This is a genomic window from Desulfosporosinus nitroreducens (assembly GCF_023897015.1).
Classification (GTDB): domain Bacteria; phylum Bacillota; class Desulfitobacteriia; order Desulfitobacteriales; family Desulfitobacteriaceae; genus Desulfosporosinus; species Desulfosporosinus nitroreducens.
The window spans coordinates 114665-131309 of record NZ_JAMHFY010000011.1 but is presented as its reverse complement, the minus strand read 5'-3'; the positions used below and the strand labels follow the sequence as shown (position 1 = coordinate 131309).

The 16645-nt window shown below is 44.3% G+C and carries 14 protein-coding genes; 1 reads left to right on the top strand and 13 read right to left on the bottom strand.

The features are described from left to right. Positions 1-34: 34 nt before the first annotated feature. The 5 genes from M8E35_RS13720 to amrA form a co-directional block, all read right to left on the bottom strand. Positions 35-1474 (bottom strand): carbon starvation CstA family protein, encoded by a 1440-nt coding sequence (locus M8E35_RS13720; RefSeq protein ID WP_252469720.1) that lies wholly within the window; start codon positions 1472-1474, stop codon positions 35-37. Positions 1475-1633: 159 nt separating this feature from the next. Then, a complete protein-coding gene (locus M8E35_RS13715; protein ID WP_252469718.1) occupies positions 1634-2443 on the bottom strand; it encodes a LytR/AlgR family response regulator transcription factor in 810 nt (269 codons plus the stop codon). Continuing rightward, a complete protein-coding gene (locus M8E35_RS13710; protein WP_252469716.1) occupies positions 2440-4197 on the bottom strand; it encodes a LytS/YhcK type 5TM receptor domain-containing protein in 1758 nt (585 codons plus the stop codon). Before M8E35_RS13710 ends, M8E35_RS13715 begins: the two co-directional genes overlap by 4 nt. Positions 4198-4307: 110 nt before the next feature. After that, entirely contained in the window at positions 4308-5342 is a 1035-nt protein-coding gene (gene amrS / locus M8E35_RS13705; RefSeq protein WP_252469714.1) for an AmmeMemoRadiSam system radical SAM enzyme, read from the bottom strand. Further along, a complete protein-coding gene (gene amrA, locus M8E35_RS13700) occupies positions 5335-6600 on the bottom strand; it encodes an AmmeMemoRadiSam system protein A (RefSeq protein WP_252469712.1) in 1266 nt (421 codons plus the stop codon). Before amrA ends, amrS begins: the two co-directional genes overlap by 8 nt. A 629-nt stretch (positions 6601-7229) precedes the next feature. Here amrA and M8E35_RS13695 point away from each other — a divergent pair. After that, positions 7230-7610: a RidA family protein gene (locus M8E35_RS13695; protein ID WP_073030511.1), complete on the top strand. Its 381-nt coding sequence runs from the start codon at positions 7230-7232 to the stop codon at positions 7608-7610. Between the two features lie 59 nt (positions 7611-7669). Here the strand turns inward: M8E35_RS13695 and M8E35_RS13690 are convergent, their stop codons facing one another. The 8 genes from M8E35_RS13690 to M8E35_RS13655 all read right to left on the bottom strand — a co-directional run bounded on the left by M8E35_RS13690 (position 7670) and on the right by M8E35_RS13655 (position 16625). Further along, positions 7670-8467, bottom strand: a complete 798-nt coding sequence (locus M8E35_RS13690) for a methyltetrahydrofolate cobalamin methyltransferase (RefSeq protein ID WP_252469711.1) — start codon at positions 8465-8467, stop codon at positions 7670-7672. A gap of 75 nt (positions 8468-8542) precedes the next feature. Beyond that, positions 8543-9352 carry a methyl-accepting chemotaxis protein gene (locus tag M8E35_RS26735; protein ID WP_302049525.1) on the bottom strand — a complete coding sequence of 270 codons (810 nt, stop codon included), beginning with the start codon at positions 9350-9352 and terminating at the stop codon, positions 8543-8545. An 84-nt stretch (positions 9353-9436) separates the two neighbouring features. Beyond that, on the bottom strand, positions 9437-10303 hold the full coding sequence (locus tag M8E35_RS13680; protein WP_252469710.1) for an isocitrate lyase/PEP mutase family protein: 867 nt from the start codon (positions 10301-10303) through the stop codon (positions 9437-9439). A 151-nt stretch (positions 10304-10454) separates the two neighbouring features. Further along, positions 10455-11879: a glutamate mutase L gene (locus M8E35_RS13675; protein WP_252469709.1), complete on the bottom strand. Its 1425-nt coding sequence runs from the start codon at positions 11877-11879 to the stop codon at positions 10455-10457. Positions 11880-11917: 38 nt separating this feature from the next. Further along, positions 11918-13057 (bottom strand): 2-methylaconitate cis-trans isomerase PrpF family protein, encoded by a 1140-nt coding sequence (locus M8E35_RS13670; RefSeq protein WP_252469708.1) that lies wholly within the window; start codon positions 13055-13057, stop codon positions 11918-11920. 1 nt (position 13058) lies between these two features. Beyond that, complete coding sequence (locus tag M8E35_RS13665; protein WP_252469707.1) at positions 13059-14906, bottom strand: cobalamin-dependent protein; 1848 nt, start codon at positions 14904-14906, stop codon at positions 13059-13061. After that, positions 14906-15415 (bottom strand): LeuD/DmdB family oxidoreductase small subunit, encoded by a 510-nt coding sequence (locus M8E35_RS13660; RefSeq protein ID WP_252469706.1) that lies wholly within the window; start codon positions 15413-15415, stop codon positions 14906-14908. The genes M8E35_RS13665 and M8E35_RS13660 overlap by 1 nt, the downstream gene beginning before the upstream one ends. After that, the gene (locus M8E35_RS13655) at positions 15399-16625 is read right to left on the bottom strand and encodes a 3-isopropylmalate dehydratase large subunit (RefSeq protein ID WP_252469705.1); all 1227 of its coding nucleotides are present in this window, start codon (positions 16623-16625) and stop codon (positions 15399-15401) included. Before M8E35_RS13655 ends, M8E35_RS13660 begins: the two co-directional genes overlap by 17 nt. Between the last annotated feature and the right edge of the window lie 20 nt (positions 16626-16645).

The window sequence follows — 16645 nt, the reverse complement described above, 5'->3', positions numbered from 1 at the left end:
AAACTGCACTCGTAAATACCACGTTGAGCTAAATTTACTTCGCAGAAGCAGAAACAATTTTATCCGTCTCCGATTTGCGTTCTTTACTCACTTTGCTGGCAAAGAGTACCGTAATTCCGGCGGTAATTAGGAGTCCGACCGGATAGGAAATGCTAGTCGCTAGACCGAACCCTTCCGGAGCTTGTAAGAGATAGGTGAAGGTGACTGCCGTCATGAAGATGGCAGGAATTGTGGCAATCCAGTGAAGGCGTTTTTCCCTGACTAGAAACATAGCAGCGGCCCAAAGAAGGATCATCGCTGTCGTTTGATTTGCCCAGGAAAAGTATCTCCAGAGGAAGTTAAAGTCGATTTTGCTTAAGGCGAAAGCAACGACAAACAGGGGAATGGAGATAGCTAAGCGTTTGGAGACAGGCTTTTGGCTCATTTTAAAGAAGTCAGCGATAACCATTCGAGCACCGCGGAAGGCAGTATCTCCAGAGGTAATCGGGAGAATGATAACTCCGATAATAGCGAGCGTTCCACCGACAGCTCCAAGCATAGTAATAGATACGGTGCGGACGACTCCAGCGGGTCCGCCCGCTGCTAAGGCTTCTTGTAAACCACCCGTTCCACCAAAGACTGCCATTCCAGCTGCAGCCCAAACAAGCGCGATAGCAGATTCTCCAATCATCATGCCATAGAATACTTTACGGCCGTGTTTTTCATTTTGGACTGTGCGGGCAATAAGCGGAGATTGGGTAGCATGGAATCCACTAATTGCACCACAGGCGATGGTAATGAAGAGTAAAGGCCACATAGGTAAATTTTTAGGATGAAGATTACTCAAGGTCAGTTCAGGAATAGGATATCCTTTAACGATCAAACCTACACCTACACCAACAGCCATGATAATAAGCAGGAGTCCAAAGAGGGGGTAAATTTTTCCGATAATTTTATCGATTGGTAAAAGCGTGGCCAAGATATAGTAACCAAAAATCACAGCAGTCACGACACTTAAACCAATCCAAGACGGTGTTAGGGTAACAATTAGGTTGGCAGGACCGGCAACGAAAACAGTTCCCACGAGAATCAAGAGTACCACAGAAAAGACATTAACAAATTGACGCATACCTTTGCCAAGATACTTACCTACAATATCTGGGAGCTGTGCGCCACCGTTTCTCACGGAAAGCATACCACTGAAATAGTCGTGGACTGCACCCGCAAAAATTCCTCCGAGAACGATCCAGAGAAAAGCGACCGGACCCCATAAAGCACCCGCGATCGGTCCAAAGATGGGTCCCAGACCAGCGATGTTTAAGAGTTGAACCAGACTTCCTCTGTTTGAGTCCATAGGAACATAGTCGACTCCATCCGTTTTGGTATAGGCTGGAGTTTCAAGGCTTTCATTGATTCCAAAAACCTTTTCTACAAACTTACCATAGACCATGTAACCAATGATAAGTGCTACAAATGAAAGTAAAAAAGTAATCACAAGAATCCTCCTCTCAGATTTAAAACTAGAATAATAGCTGTTCAACTGACTGACCTTAGTTTAAATCATTCAAGGAGGACGATGTGAAATTACAGTCTACAATGTCGTATATGATGTCTGAGAGTGAGTTTTCAAAGTGCGTTTTGTAAAAGCTATGAATTAAATCTCCAGAAGATCTTTTAATGCTTTGACATAGGCTCGGCTCACTGGTACTTCAGAACGTTTTTCGTCATTTAATATTAGAGTGTACGCTCCATTAAACCAAGGGACTAATTCCTGTACAAAGTTTAAATTCACTAAGTAGCTTCGGTGAGGTCGGAAAAAAGGATAACTTGCTAATTTTTCTTCGAGTGTTTGTAGGGTGTACTTAGTTGAATACACTTTACTAGACGTTTTGATAAAGACATCCCTAGTTTCACGATAGACATAGAGAATATCTTTAGGATCAATTAAAATGACGCTTTCTTCCCCTTGAACTGCAAGTTTTGAAATTTTTGGAGCCTGAAATTGACCAGCGACCGTGGATACACTATCTTCGGCAATTTTTTTGAGGAGTTCCACCAGCGAATTATTGAGTGTTTCATTCTGCGAATCGAGTTTAGAGTCCCCTACTCTTTGTCGAATTCGTTCAACTGTTTTTAAGACACGTTCCTCATCAAAAGGCTTCAGCAGATAATCAATAGCATTGACTTCAAAGGCTTGAATGGCATGTTTATCATAAGCTGTTGCAAATACAATCATTAAAGCTGGATCCTCTTCAAGCAATTTCCTCGCCACGGTTAAGCCATCAAGATTAGGCATCTGGATATCTAAGAAGGCTACATCAGGCTTAAGAGTCAGGATTTTTTCTAAAGCTTCAGCGCCTTGGGTTGCCTCTCCCACAATCTTGATATCTCCGCATTGTTTTAAGAGATAAATCAATTCATCCCGAGCAAGTGGTTCATCATCAGCGATAACTACTGAAATCAAGCTATTCCCCCTCCCTGTTGCAGTGGAATTTTAAACCAGACGCACGTTCCCTGCTCCAGTTCACTGTCAATGTGAAGTTGGGATTCCTCGCCAAAATGGTACATTAGACGCTGGTTCACATTATATAGGGCCATGCCTGTTCCTTCTTGAGATTCGATTTGAGTGTGGAGTAATTTTGAAATTCGTTCTGGGGAAATTCCAATTCCGTTGTCCTTCACAGAAACGAGGGCACACCCTTCAACTTCTGTTACATGAATGATAATTTCGCCGTTTTTTTCAAGCCCTTTTAATCCATGACGTATTCCATTTTCGACGAGAGGTTGAAGGGTAAGTGGCGGTAGAAGAACATTTTCCAGCAAAGGATTGATCTCAAGTTTGACACTTAAACGTTCTGTGAAACGAGCTTGTTCGATATCCAGATAAGCAGAAGTATGGTCGAGTTCCTGCCTTAATGTAATGAATTCATGAAGAGAGGCGTTTAAGTTCTGTCTGAAAAAGTTTCCAAGTTGAATGAGAATTTTACGCGCCATATTGGGTTGGGTGCGGACGAGAGCGACAATAGTATTTAAGGAATTAAACAGAAAGTGTGGGTTAATCTGAGCTTGGAGTGCTTTGATTTCAGCCTCTCGGATAAGTTGAGCATGGTTCTGCGCGTCCACCACTTCAAGCTGATGCGAAAGAAGTTTACCTAAACCTTGAGCTACTTCTTCATCTACCGGTTTAATCTGTTTGGCATTTGAAAAATAGAATTTCAAAACTCCAATCACTTGATCTGACTTTTTTAGGGGCACAATGATTGCTACCGCAAGCGGACATCCTTTTTGGGGACAGTGAATTTCAGCTAAAGATTTGGGTATGTACAGTTTTCCGGTTCTGAGCACTTTCTTTGTCGCATCAGTCAAAACCGTATGTCCCGGCAAATGATGATCATCCCCTAACCCGACATGGGAGAGGATCTTTTCATGATCTGTAATTGAGACGGCGGAAACACCTGTTGTTTTTAAAAGAAGCTTAGAAATTTGGGTTGCAGATTCTTCAGTAAGTCCTCTACTGAGATTGACCAGCATTTGATCTGCAATATGGAGGACTTTTTGAGCTTGATTAGCTTCAATACGGTCCTCTTCGTGTATGACAGTCCGTATAATTACAACAAAAAGTGCGATTCCTAAGCTATTTGCCAGGATCATCGGAAGGGCAATAACTTGAACCAAGGCAACTGCACTTTCCCAGGGTCTAGCAACGAGAAGGATGATCAGCATTTGGGATGTCTCCGCAACAACCCCTGTCATAAATGCTTTTGACGTAGGGAGGATTCTGCGATTCCCGATCTTAAGATAAACAAGGCCGGCAATTAAGCCTTCCGCCACTGTGGAAATCCCACAAGCTAACCCAGTAAAGCCACCGAGGAGGGTTCTGTGAATACCAGCGATCAGTCCTGCTCCAAGACCAACCCAAGGCCCCCCTAAAAGTCCGCCGATTACGACACCAACGACCCGCGAGTTCGCGAGAGCCTCTTCAAAGCCGATTGCTTCTACGCGGGGAATCCAAAGAAGAGAGTCCGTACTGGGCCGAATCGAAATCCCTGTATACGTGCCGACGATTCCGAATAACCCAAATACTAGCGAAAGTTGGATGATCGTCCAACGATCGAGCTTATGATCGATGAGGTTACGAAACGTCGTTAGCCGAGTTAGGATAAAGGCGATGGCCACGATCAGCCCGATATGTTCAATCATTAGGAATAAGAGTTGCACAGTTAGGAGGCTCCTTTACATTTTATCCACTCTTAAACTATCACTTCTGAATTGTGATTTCAATTGATCAATTCCGAGACTCTCACTTCTTGTGGGTGTTCCTTATTCTACTAGTTTTTCATGCCAACCCCGAAAATGCCCTCTCCACATCTTGGGCAGCACCCTTGATTCAAACGATTAAGCAAGACAGGTTCGCGCTGAATCACAGCCTCACCGCACTGGGGACAAAACGTCGTACTGCCGCCTCTAATATTTCCCAAATATACATAAGGAAGATGTTCTTTGGCAATATCCCATGCTCGCTCCAAGGTCTTTCGATCTGTTGGCGGAACCGCTAGTCGATAAGCCGGATGGTAGGCACTCAAATGCCAGGCCAGCGGAACATTAAGCTGGCGCAGCCAACGCGCCAATTCGGTCAGCTCTTGAGGACTGTCATTTGCCCCTTGAATGACAAGTGTCGTAATTTCCAGATGAACCCTGCCAGCCAAACGCTCAACATTATCTAATACCCACGCCAGTTTGCTCCCACAATAGTGTTGATAAAAATCTTCTGAGAATGCTTTTATATCAATATTGACCGCATCCAACCATGGAATCAGCTCCTCTAGATAGCGTGGTGAAATAGTTCCGTTACTAACTAAAACTACCTTCCCTCCTTGTGCTCGTACAAGGGGGGCGGTATCTCGGATCATCTCAAACCACACGCTCGGCTCTGAATAGGTAAAACACAGCCCTAATGACTCCTTTTCCTGCAAAGAAAGTTCTACCAGCTCTGGAGGAGTAACCTTTCTTCCAACTTTATGTTGTTGTGAGATCTCATGATTTTGACAAAAGGAACAGCTTAGGTTGCAGCCAAAACCCCCAACGGAGAAAATCCAAGAACCGGGATAAAAATGATAAAGGGGTTTTTTTTCAATCGGATCCATATTCCAGGCCGCCACTTCACCATATGTTTTAGATACAACCTCTCCTTCTCGGTTTTCCCTGACATGACACCGCCCTGACTGACCATGTCGCAATTGACAACGTTGGGGACACAGCAGACAACTCGCATTATAGGATTCCGTATGCTCCTTAATCGTCTCATGTTGCTTTTCTGTGTTACTTACCTTGTTTTGATTACTTATATTAGTTTCATTATTCATAATGCCTCTTAACCTCAAAGCGCCAAAGTTCCACCGAGTCTCCTGCTGGAATCCCCGCCTTTTGTTTAGCAATATTAATTTGATCTGAAACCGTATCGACCCCTTCTAAATGGGGGAGTAAAAGTCCGCTTCTGCCACGTTGGCGAACAACAACACCATACTTCCAAGGATCCAACCCTTCAGGTCCTGCAATTTTCTCAAGTTCCCCCAGAACATCTACCGTGAAACTTATGGTATCCAATTCCTCGCTTCGAACAGGACGAAAACGTGGATCTTGGGTTCCGGCAGCAATCGCATTATGTTGAATTTCTAACGCTAGATTTTCCTGCCAGGGTTCAGTGGTTCCAATACATCCCCGTAAATTTCCGCCTTGTTTTAGCGTGACAAAACATCCCCTCCGTCCAGTCAACTCGGGTGTGGACATGTCCGCTAAGTCCAATAGCTCAGAGCCCCCCTTCTTTAAAAAGGTGGTTAGGCAACGTCGCGCCCACCGTGGCAAAGGTGAAGAATGATATAAATCTGCCACCAGATATCCTACCCCAAACGGCCCTTCATAAGAAAGCACTTCAGGTGCTCCCTCTTTAGCTGCCAGCGCCAAGCGGAGACTCCGATACCCACATTCCCCAGCTTTGTCGATGAGGGCATCCGACAAATTGTCTATTTTCTTAGAATCCCTCTGAAGAGTGTTTACCACGAATTGGTCAAATTCAGGTCCTGCTGAATCAAAGCCATAGGGTCCGTCCTCTTTCAAACGATGGGAGAGATCCCCACTAGCCACAATAGCATAGCGTCCGGGTAAATCCTCGAGGATTTGTCCTATACGCTCACCATACTCTTCCGGCCGTTCCAAGGGCATTCCTAAGAGAACAACCTTTCCTTTCCACCCTGCTTTTTGTAAAAAATAGAGGGGCACAAATGCGCCATGATCGATAGAACCCTGTATCGAAACAACTCCCGAGAGATTTTGAAATTGTGCCATAACCACTAGATCACTCTCAAAGGACAAACTGACCTGAGCTGCCCCAAACTGAGCAAAACTCCCTTGAATAATATTATCCACTGCGAGAGTCATTCCATCCTTGATAAGAGGGGCATGGGGTGAAACCAGGATTACCGTCTCAACCTCCGCTTGAGCTATGCGCCGTGCAACTTCCTGATAGGCGTCTAAGCTCGCTTGACATTTACGTTCCTCTCCCCGACCCACCTCTGGAATTAGGAGGGGCGGGTGTGGAACAAATATTGTATAAATTAAACTCATGATAAACACTTCCTTTTTGAAATATCTTTTATATCTTAATATCCGAAATACCGCTTTTTCACTTTGTGTTCTTGCCTAGTTCACAAATATCCTGCATATATTTATTTGTCATTTAGGCTATACGCTACAAAGCCTCATGCTACCTTAATTAAGTGAAAACGGAACTCGAATTGAAGCCCCTGATCCATAGAATTCCTGTCCCAATGGCTCCACCCAACGCATCATCTGTATATGTCGATTTTTTTAATGCCCGATGTAACTTATCATGGTCTCCGGAGTCTAAACTATCTGTCCCCATACTTTACCCCTTCGTTTTCGTTTTTCTCCAAAACTGCAACTGAAGGAAAATTTTCTTATTCAATAGCTAGGGTTCTCCTTTTACAACCCTAAAATACTTACTCAAATTCCCCCTTAATTTACAACATTGAGTTTTGGAACTCCAAGTCTTCTTGATGACGTTGATAAAACTTAACTAATCGGGCAAAACTAACCTAAAGTATTCCTCTGCTACCTAAAATCCCAATATCTTGCTTGATTTATTCTTGTAAAATCAGGTATACTTAAATTTAGTTGGTCATTGCAAAAGAGCTTTATGCTAATACATAACAACTTCAAGGAGGTAGATCACCATGAATAAACAAACTCTCAATACTCAAAATGCACCTGCGGCTATCGGACCCTATTCTCAAGGGGTTAAAGTAGGAAACTTGATTTTCACATCCGGACAGCTCCCTATCAACACTCAAAGTGGAGAATTGGTCGCTGATATTGAAGGAGCAACTAAACAATCTTTAGATAATGTCAAAGCCATTCTAGAGTCTTCAGGTTCTTCTATGGACAAAATCGTTAAGACTGTAGTTTTTCTAAGAGACATGAATGACTTTGCTGCTATGAATACCGTATATGCCACCTATTTCCCAACTAATCCACCTGCCCGTTCGGCTGTTCAAGTTGCACGTCTGCCTAAGGATGCTATTGTTGAAATTGAAGCGATTGCTCTCGCTGAATAATGAAATTGTAAAGGCTCCATGAAACGCTTGCGTTTTCATGGAGCCTTTTATTGTCTAAATTAGAACTCGAACTGTTTGTTTCGAAAGGCCTTAAGATACTTGACACAATAGTCATCCCTACCTGCCAGCGCCTCAGCCGTGATCAAACTAGCCATCATCATCTTGTCCAAGGGATTAATAATGAGGCCATCCAACCCTTTGCCAATCGCCATAATGGCAAAGGCATGATTCATGAATTTCCGTTCCGGCAGACCATAAGATATGTTAGACAATCCGCACATCGTATGGACCCCTTTAAACTGAGTCATAATCGCTTCGACGGAATTTATAAATTCCACGGCAAAGGTGCTGTTTGTAGAAATTGGTTGTACCAATGGATCCACATAAATGTGATCGAGCGGTACATTGTTTTTGACGAGTCCATTAATGAGTTTTTCGGCAATTCTTAGTCGGGCATCCATAGTTTCTGGCATGCCTTCATCACTCATACAAAGTGCCACAACTCTTAAGTCCGTTCCAGCAACTACTGGAATCAATGCATCATAACGATCTTTTTCCAAAGAAATAGAGTTAATCATCGCAACACCTTTGTGTACAGACAAGGCCGCCTCGATAGCCTTAGGGTCAGGACTGTCAAGGCAACAAGGGGCATCGACAACCTCCTGAACAGTTTTCACGAGCCACTGCAGGTATTCCGGCTCCTTGCCAACAAAAATACCAGCATTGACATCAATGTAATCCGCTCCGGCTTCGAACTCATCCTTTGCTACCTTTTGGATATACTCAACATTTTGGGTTCTGATGGCCTCACCAATGGCCTTCCGGCTAGCGTTAATCAATTCTCCTACAATCAACATTTCTTTTCCTCCTTAAATTAAATAAAGAACAAATTAAACACGGCTTATGCCTTAATATACACATTAAGCCGTCGGTTATCTTCGGGTACCTATCTCAACAAGCTTTTCAGCCAAACTAGCAATTTGCCCCAGAGCTAATGACAGTTCAGCAGCTGCATAGGCTTGAGACTCAGTAACTGTACCCAATTGACTTATCGCTTCGATCAAGTTAAAGACAGAATTTTGAACAGTTTTTAGGTCGATCTCAATTTCCGTTGTCGAGACTCTTGTGGATTCGGAGAGCTTCCGAACCTCATCAGCAACAACCGAAAAACCCCGACCAAATTCACCAGCTCTAGCGGCTTCGATAGACGCATTCAGTCCAAGGATATTAGTCCGCATAGAAATCTTATGGATTTCGTCCTTTACTTTACCCGTATGTTCAATCTCCTGAAGTACATGGGTAGTCTCTTTATCCATATTTTTCACAGTAGCCGCAAGTTCCTCAGAAGAAGCAGACAAGTTTTCGGCAGAAGCGGATATTTGTTCTACTGCTGCTAAAATTTCCTGACCGGCGTCGGTCAATGTATCATACTTGGCGACTGAAATGTCAATTACGGCACACCCGACTACAATACCGTTTTCCTTGATCGGATAACCTATTCCCACATAGGAAATTCCCAATACCTCTTTAGGTACACGCCTTACAATACGCTTCCCAGTACGAATGGCTTCTTCGGATATTCCACCTATAGGCAAGGGATCACCCACTTTAACTTTCATGTTCAAGTTAGGCCCCGGATACCAAACCAACACTTTCTCTGTATCTAGAATGCATACCGCGACCTCCTCATCATAGAGTTGTTGTAACTCAGTCGCAACTTCTAAAAAGGCCTCGAGCTTCACTAACTTCACCCTCTCAATTCACTTCTCACTTATTTTTCATAAGTCTATAGGTTGATCGAAAAAAGGGGAAATTGGAAAGAGACTCTAACCAATAACGAATCTCGCTTCTAGCTCACGAATTTCCGCCAGACCAATTAGTTCATTAAATTCTGGAAATGGAATCATTTCCGATATTAAGTTTTCTGTCGTACCTGTCTTCATGAGTTCTTCCATTAAATTCTTCATGGCTTGAGCCACCATGTACGTTGAAGCAGTCGGGAAGATGACCAAATCATACCCTAACTTTTCTAATTCTCGAGCCGATAACAGAGGAGTTCGTCCACCCTCTACCATATTTGCTAAAACCGGAACGTTAAAACTGGATGTGATTCTCTTCATCTCTTCAACCGATTCTGGTGATTCAACAAAAATTATATCTGCCCCTGCTTCTTCATAAGCTTTAGCACGACGAACAGCCTCGTCAATTCCATGAATAGTTCGGGCATCCGTACGGGCAATGATCACGAAATCAGGATTTTGCCTCGCTTCGACAGCCGCCATAATTTTGCCCACCATTTCGTCCATCGGAATAACCTGGCGTCCCGTCATGTGTCCACACTTTTTGGGTGCCACTTGATCTTCTAATTGTATAGCGGCTACTCCCGCCATTTCATATTGACGCACTGTTCTCATAACGTTAACAGCATTTCCGAATCCCGTGTCACCGTCAGCTATTACCGGAATATCAACGGCGCTGGCAAAATTGTTTGCCCGTGCTAACATCTCAGTCATTGTCATTAATCCAACGTCCGCTGTACCCAAATGACTTGCCGCTTGGCCATAGCCCGTCATGTAAACAGCCTGAAAACCGGCTTTCTCAATGATCTTTGCTGTTAAGACATCATGTGCCCCAGGGGCAATTAAAATTTCTTTAGCCGCCAGTAAATCCCTTAAAACTTTACCTTTATTCATAATGATTAGCTCCTTAATTCAAACTTTTTGGGAATCTTTTAATGAAAACTTTTGCTTGCTCCAAGCCTTCAGGCGATGGCCATGGATGGCCGAGTGTCCATGCAGCCAAGGATGGCGAGAAGGGACCTTCCAGAAAGTTTGTACTTTCTGGCTAGTATAGAATATTATTTTCTGCTAAGGAAAGCGCTTCATTAGGGTATTCTTCGGCCATAGCCCCAATGGTATATAACTGATAATTATGATCCACCACAAACTCAGGTTTTTCTGGCAGTAAAGAAATTCCTCGATTGGCGAAGGATTTGTGCAAAATTTCCAAGGCCTCTTCTTTTGTCGAATGAGCAAAAATGCCCCCCACTGCGATAACTCTCTGAACTTTACGCAAATCGCGACCGACGGGTGTTCCCGGCACAATACCGAGCACCGGGTCAAAACTCTGGGCAAAATACCCTGCATGTCGCTTAATGGCTATTTCTATGGCGCTAATAGCTAACGCTTTATCAAAGTTTATCTCTTTTTCATGGATGCTGATGTGTTCTGGGTTCTTCTCGAGATACTGTGCATATACTTGGATTTCCTTGGTTAAATCTTCGCCTTCTAAACCAACTTTGGCCAAAACTCCACTTGCTCCAACCGTTTCCACAATGCCTGCAGCACTCACTCTTAATCCTAGATTACCTTCGACCGTTCTGTAAGATAACTGCTTCTCATTCGAAACGACTAAGCCCGTTTCTTCTTTGGATAGGTTTGCTAAATCAGGTAAAACAGAGTGGACATCCGTTGTTGCCCCACCAATATCTATGACTAGGATATCGCCATACCCCTCTTTTTCATGGGTACCCAGAGCCAAGAGCTCTGCCCCCATCAGCACCGCACCAGGTGTCGGAATAACCCGTCCATTCGAGACTATTTCTAGTAAGCGCCCTAAACCTTTAGCCCGTGTAATTTGCCGAATAAATTCCTGATGAATGGCTTCCCGAGCTGGTTTGACTTTCAACTCATGGATCGTTGGCATAACGTTAGGCACCCGAATCGCACGAATCCCGCCAATTTTCAAGATCTCATCCACTTTTGGTTGAGCTTCAGTATTTCCGGCAATAATGACCACACTATGCGTCTTACTGTTAACAATAACTTCGGCATTCTCCAGCAGAGAATCCTGATCTCCACCATCTGTCCCACCGGCTAAGAGAATAATATCAGGCTTGATTTCCTGTAGTACCTCTAAGCGAAAATCAATAGGTGTCTCATGTGAAATAATCTCTAATACTCGGGCACCGGCACTCATTGCCACTTCTTTCGCAGCCTTCGCAGTAACTCTAGGCATATAACCCATCGCTACCATCCGCAACCCACCTGCGGCAGAACTCGTTGCTAACGTGTGGGAGGAAATGACCTCTGTCCACTGAAGATCACGAGCAAGATTATGACAAGCATTGATAAGTCCTGTTTCGATGTTTTCCACAGTCGTCGGAGCTTGGGAACGACCGATAAACGTTAAGTTGGTCTCATCTCGATTGAATGCCGATACCTTGGTATAAGTACTTCCCACATCGTAGACTAAAAGAACTTGGGGCATAATACTTTCACTTCCTTGGCAACCATCATTTCCCTATGCTATCTTGAAATATACACATAACCGTCCATAATGCGACGTGCAGTACGGCCAAAGGCCGCTCTTTCAAGCTTAATCTCGGCACCTTCTTCTTTAGCTTGAACTTCGATATCAATAACACCCGCAGGATGGCCGATCCTAACCAGTGGAGATTTAGAAAGGGTCACTTGGTTTACAATCGAACCCGGGATTTTCGCTGCTGCTCCAGTACAAGTAGTTCCTGTACCTGCATAGGTTTTGTGTATCACTTGCATATACATGAGTCTGGATACAAAATCAACTTGATCAGCCCTAATTGCCTTACCCGTAGTAAAGTCGACATAATCTTGTGGTTCACTGACAAAAGCAATCATCGGAAAGGCGGGACTGTTTTTCAACGCATCTTCTTCGTCTTTAGCCATACCAATCATGGTTGCCGCCTTACCACGGATTTTTTCTAGCAGATCCAGCATTTCCTTATTTCCGTTAATTTGAGCTGGAGTTTCAATCCCTGTAAGCCCTAAATCCTTGGCACGTACAAAAACCATCGGATTGGCAACATCAATAATTGAAGCCTCTAATGTGCCAAAATCTTCGATATTAAGAACATCTACTACCTTCCCGGTAGGTAACATCTTATTAGTTGCAGAACCAACGGTACCGGCAAAGTCCAACATGATTTTTGCTCCAGTGCCAGGAACTCCAGCGATTTTATAGTCACCGCATACTTGGGCTTTACCATCTTTCACTGGAACCTCAGCGACCAAAATTTTACCGGTATTTGTATTGTGAATACGGACCTTCGTGACCGGTTCAACAGCCCTTACTAAACCTTCGTCTATGGCGAAAGGACCCACACCTGACGATATATTTCCGCAGTTTCCCGAAAAATCAACCAGTTCTGTTCCTATACTCACTTGCCCAAACGTGTAATTGACATCGGCATCAGATCGTGTAGAAGGCCCAATAATAGCTACCTTACTCGTTAGAGGATCTGCTCCACCTAAGCCGTCAATTTGCCTTACATCCGGGCTACCAAAAATGGCCAAGATCTCTTGATCTCTTCTTTGTGTATCTGATGACAAATCATTTTCCATGAGGAAAATCCCTTTACTCGTACCCGCCCTTAAAATAGCACATCGTATCCTGAGTTGCTCTGTCATACTATTTCCCTCTTTCGTTCATTCTTTCTTCAACCCATCTAATGACATCCTGTGGATCAGTACCTGGACCAAAGAAACTCTCAACTCCTAGGAAATCGGTCCCTTCGTTTTTCATTTTTTGTTCGATCAGAGCGTGTTCCTCTTCTTTCTCTGCAATCCGCCCTCCAGCCATGAGTACTACATTATCCCGGATTCCAAGTTCTTTAAGGCGTTTTTCTACACGGGGGAATAACGTTAAACCTAAACCTAAGAGATTACTGACCCCAACCACATCCGCTTTGGTTTCTGCAGCAACCTCAGCCACTGTTTCAGGTAAGTTCATTCCCCGTAAATAAATCACTTCATAACCCGCTTGCTCAAACGCCTCACGAATAACATTGATCCCTACCACATGCGCATCCGCGCCAACTGTTGCTAAAAGTATCTTTTCTTTTTTAGTAATCGGCTTCTCATCTTCCACTGTAACCTTCTCAGCAGTAAAGGAGATTTTATCCACAGGAACATCAACGGGACCATATCCCGGAATATAGCGGCGAATTCCGTCTTTCCCGCGGTGGGTTTTTACCCCTCGTTTTAGATCCCAAGCAGCTGCTCTCGGTGAATCGAGAATGCCTTTTTTCCCAGCAGCGACAATGATATCGATAAGCTCTTCATCCCCATATTTAAGCCAAAAATCCGGTCCGATTTCTTCCGGGCTTAACTCCCGAGACAATCCAAAGGTGCTCGCCAAAACAGCCAAAGCCTCTGCAACTATTTCAGCTTGGCGGCGGTCAATTGCCGGATCCTCAATTTTATAGGAAGCGGTATTTTCAAAGACATTTTGCGTTGCCCAAATCGCCTTAGCCATTGATCCTCCCGTCGGAATCCCGACGTTTTCCGCTGCTTTTGGCCGATAGAAGTTTGCTCCTCCTAATTTGGCACTAATCGCCATCCGGGCAAAGTGAGCTTGCTCAGCAATTAGATCAGCCGGAGGGTTCTGGAAAGTCTCAGGGACGACAATCAGAAACTCACTCCACATAAGTTGCCTAAAGGCCCGCATGACAGCTAAGTCAGCCAGTAAATTGATTCCGGCTACATTCATTTGGATACCGCTAAGTGCGCTGGGTAATTCGGCATGGATCGCAAGACCTTCGGCTAATAAGCACATCGCTAGGGCCATACCATCAGTTCCACCAATATTATTAAGGTGTTTATGGGAATCTGTTTGGACAAAAATATTATTTTCAGCACAGACTTGCAGTGCTTTATACCCGTTGAAGACCTTCGTTTTATAATCATGAATACCCCGCCCGCCGAAATGAACATGGATAACGGGTCCGATATCTGTACCATCGAAGCCGGCAATCAGGGAATTAATAATGGATAAGTGCGGTGTATCTCCGGTAGCGTTAATACGTAGGGGATGGTTTGCTCCACCGCCCAGTTCTATGAATTGACGCTCGCCAGCTGGTGTTATGCCACCTTTCCCCCGGGACTGCTCAATCAAATCTGCCCCGTCTAACGGATCAATATGCCGGGTAGCCTCGGAATGCACAAAATGGAAGAGATTTGTATTTAGTTCCTCAGCAACTTTATACATCGCTGATGATTCCTGATAAGTCTCTTCAGCAGAATTACGACCCAAAATAGGATTTTGGATAGGTATACCTGTCTGGGCTGCATGGCGACCCAATTCTGTAATACGGTAACCACTGCGTTCAACCCCATTAACAGTTCGGGGAAAAGGAGCCGGCAAGCCGGTAATAGAACCATCCGGGCTCATTTTAGGCATTTCTACCCCAAAAACCTTTTCGTAAGCTTGAACGCGTTCATAGTCTTCTCTAATGATCTTCTTTGTTTTTTCCTGCATTAAGTTCTTCCCCCCAATTGTTTTCGGACTTTGGCAATAAGCCCACCAGCTTCTAAGGTCTCCAAAACATTGGAAGCTAAAATAGTTCCGCTGATTTTTTCGCCACTCGCACAAAATGTAACCTCAGCAGACACTAGGTCTACCTCAATTTCCTGTCCGTTTTTCACTTGCTGTTCCAGGTCACATACTAGAACCGGCAATCCAATGTTAATCGCATTGCGCCTAAAAATTCGAGCAAAGGATTTAGCGATGACTAATCCAACGCCTGCTTCCTTCAGAGCGACGGTTGCTTGCTCCCGACTAGAACCGCAGCCGAAATTCTCACCTGCTACGATAATATCTCCAGCCTGTACCTTCTTGGCGAAATCCGGAATCTCGCTACCAGCAAGCGCATACTCCTTAAATTTGTCTGCAGGAGCTGCCATTGCATATCCTGGGAAAATCTGATCTGTATCAACGTTACCACCTAAGTTCCATACACGACCGCGAAGCTTACTTTTCCAACTCATCGGCTAAACCTCCTAAAGGCACCACCATACCAGGGGTTACGATTGTTCCAGCAATCGCACTTTCTGCTGCAAGGCGAGGGGATGCGAGAAATACTTTTCCGTCACGATGACCCATTCTGCCAGGGAAATTTCGATTCGTTGTAGAAACAGCAACATCGCCAGCAGCTAAAAGTCCCATATGAGCTCCAAAACAAGGACCACATCCTGGGCTGGTTATCATACCTCCGGCTTCACGGAAGATACGGTTTAAACCTTGATCCTCCATTTGCTGGGCAATATCTACTGAAGCGGGTATTATCAATAATGTAACGCCCTCAGCCACCTTGCGACCCCTAAGTACTTCAGCAGCCACCAACATGTCACTTAAGCGTCCATTCGTACAGCTTCCGATGACAACTTGCGATATCTTGGTTGAAGAGAGGTCCGCCGCTTTGACCACAATACCCGGATTGGGCGGGCATGCTACGCTCGCTGGAATATCCTCAGCTTGGAAGGTATAAACTTCTTTAACCGTTCCTACGGGTTGATCCGGATCTGCAAAATAACTAATCATGGTCCCCATCTCGATACCCATATTGGAAATCGTCATTTTATCATCCATAGTTAGCTGATCCATTAAGCTACCCGTGTAAATAACTCCTTGATCGGTAAATCCTGCCGTCCCGAAATATCCAATCAAATGTAAGATAACATCCTTAGCGTAAACTCCAAGCTGAAGCTTCCCATCGATACGAATCTCACAGACGTCTGGCACCTCTAAATCAATCGTACCGGTGGCCATAGTAGCTGCTAACTCTGTGGCACCAACTGGGATTGCTAAAGCACCATAAGCACCAGCCATACATGTATGGGAGTCTGCACCTATCAAGATCTCGCCTCGTTTTAAACGATGTTTTTCGGCTATTACTTGGTGAATAACCCCTTCTCCTTTGTCGTAGAGTTTAACTCCGTATTCCTGAGAAAACTGTTTAAGAACATTGTGCAAAACTTTAGCCTCGACCGTAGCTGCAGGAATGATATGATCTAGGACAAAGACCACCTTTTTTGCATCAAAAACGTGATTAATACCTATCTTCTTGAATTGTTCCACTGCCATGGGCCCAGTAATATCATGGGCTATAGCCAGATCAACCTTAACCGTTATATCTTCTCCGGCGTGAACCTCTTCTTTCCCTGCTGCAATTGCCAAATATCGTTCTATTTGGTTCACTCTACTTCTCCTCCATTCGA